Origin of the sequence: Paenibacillus sp. TAF43_2 (assembly GCF_052113545.1) — a bacterium.
In the GTDB taxonomy this organism is placed as follows: domain Bacteria; phylum Bacillota; class Bacilli; order Paenibacillales; family Paenibacillaceae; genus Pristimantibacillus.
Map to the genome: position 1 here is coordinate 1 of NZ_JBFRDK010000354.1, position 1,895 is coordinate 1,895.

Annotated in this window: 3 protein-coding genes; all 3 read right to left on the reverse strand. The window is 42.2% G+C overall.

Going from position 1 to position 1,895, the window contains the following annotated elements; genetic code table 11:
* Positions 1–174 precede the first annotated feature (174 nt).
* The gene (gene rpsB, locus AB4Z17_RS33295) at positions 175–873 is read right to left on the reverse strand and encodes a 30S ribosomal protein S2 (protein ID WP_054028957.1); all 699 of its coding nucleotides are present in this window, start codon (positions 871–873) and stop codon (positions 175–177) included.
* A gap of 183 nt (positions 874–1,056) precedes the next feature.
* Positions 1,057–1,632: a hypothetical protein gene (locus AB4Z17_RS33300; protein WP_441964717.1), complete on the reverse strand. Its 576-nt coding sequence runs from the start codon at positions 1,630–1,632 to the stop codon at positions 1,057–1,059.
* Positions 1,625–1,895, reverse strand: a 271-nt coding sequence (locus tag AB4Z17_RS33305; protein ID WP_441964719.1) for a DUF6115 domain-containing protein, incomplete at its 5' end; no start/stop codon positions are given. The genes AB4Z17_RS33305 and AB4Z17_RS33300, both read right to left, overlap by 8 nt.

Genomic DNA, 1,895 nt, shown 5'->3' on the forward strand with positions numbered 1-1,895 from the left:
CTCTTTTACCGCGCTAGCACTAACTGCCATTGTAAGCCCTCCTATAGGTTTCACGAAGTCTATGTAGCTTCGAGAATCATTAATTGTTTTTTTAGTGATTTACATTCAAAAAAAGGGCAGTGAGAGGTTTATCACCATCTGACCACCCTTTGTTGACTAATTAAAGCCTTTAAATTAAGCCGTTGTTTGTTCGCCTTGGTTAGCTTCAACGATTGCATCAGCCATTTTCGAAGTCAACAACTTAACGGCACGAATTGCATCATCGTTACCTGGGATTACGTAGTCAATTTCGTCTGGATCACAGTTCGTATCAACGATACCAACGATTGGGATACCAAGTTTGCGAGCTTCTGCAACAGCAATACGCTCTTTGCGTGGGTCGATAATGAACAACGCGCTTGGCAAACCTTTCATTCCTTTAATACCGCCAAGGAATTTTTCCAAACGGTCTTTTTCTTTGTTAAGGATGATAACTTCTTTCTTAGGTAGAACCTCGAAAGTGCCGTCCTCAGCCCATTTTTCAAGTTGTTTCAAACGATCAATACGTTTTTGAATCGTTTGGAAGTTAGTCAAAGTACCGCCCAACCAACGTTGGTTGATGTAGAAGTTGCCGCAACGCTCTGCTTCTTCTTTAACGGAATCTTGAGCTTGTTTTTTCGTACCTACGAACAGCATAGTGCCGCCGTCTGCAGCGATCGATTTAACAAAGTTGTACGCTTCGTCAACTTTTTTCACCGTTTTTTGCAAATCAATAATGTAAATCCCGTTTCTTTCTGTGAAGATATAACGATCCATCTTCGGGTTCCAACGACGAGTCTGATGACCGAAGTGTACCCCAGCTTCTAGTAGCTGTTTCATGGAAATAACCGCCATTTCTCCAACACCTCCTATAATGGTTTTTTTAGTGCTCCTCCGCTAGTCGCATCTTTCGCCAAAACTTCCGCCGGGCGGAAGCACCGTTTGACAAAATTGACCTGCGTGCGTTTTTAACACCGTGAATTAATATACCATAAATACACATCGCATGCAACAATCGTTTCAGAAAAGATAGGATAGCTATTTTTTGTTGGCAGTTAGAAGATTTACTTCTGAGGATGTTAAAGGCTCGCCGGTTACGGTCCGAATGGCTTCTTCAACCGTTATCTCCTCATGAAACAAAAAATAACCGGCGCGAACCAGCTTCTTTGACTTTTTCATTTTTGATACAAAAGCGGTTTTATCTTTAATAATATTATTAGAAGCAAGCAGCTCTGCTGTATTCGTCAGACTAGAGCCTGCTTTAATTCTTATAACATGCTTGATCTCAGACTGTTCCTGAACAGGGACTGTCGTAGCCGTAGGCGCAGCTTTATCAGTCTTCGCCTCGCTTGTCTGCTCCTTAGCTTTGTCAAAATCAGCAGAAGGCTTAATCTCCTGTCCCCCTGTGTTGTCCTTATTAAGCTGAAGCGAGTCTTGATTTGCCTTTAACAAAGCATCAACTTCTAGTTGAGTGTAAAGCTTCTCATCTGACTCTTTTCCTAAGTCACTTAGCCTTTGCCTGCTTTGCTCGCCAGAGAGCATCAGTTGGAACAACAAAGCGCCAATGATGATACCTGCACCTAATCCCATAAGAAATACTCGACTTTTAAGCATGGACAGAATCCTCCTGCTTAGCGAGTTGTATAATAAGCTGTACCTCACCTTTGTTCATACCAAGCTTTTTGGATATCGCTTCAATAGATTTCCCTTGCTCATAAAGTGTAAACAGCTCTTTATATCTGTCCTGGATAGTGTTCATCCGCACTGTCTCTTCTATAATATGTTCAACAACAGGCGCATCTTTAACAAGTTGTTCATTCGAATTTAATGAGACCGCTGGCAATGGGGTTTCCACTGGACGCATGTAGGCCATGGAC

Coding starts and splice junctions, on each gene's coding strand:
- rpsB (WP_054028957.1), bottom strand. CDS start 873: ATGGCGGTTATTTCCATGAAACAGCTACTAGAAGCTGGGGTACACTTC.
- AB4Z17_RS33300 (WP_441964717.1), bottom strand. CDS start 1,632: ATGCTTAAAAGTCGAGTATTTCTTATGGGATTAGGTGCAGGTATCATC.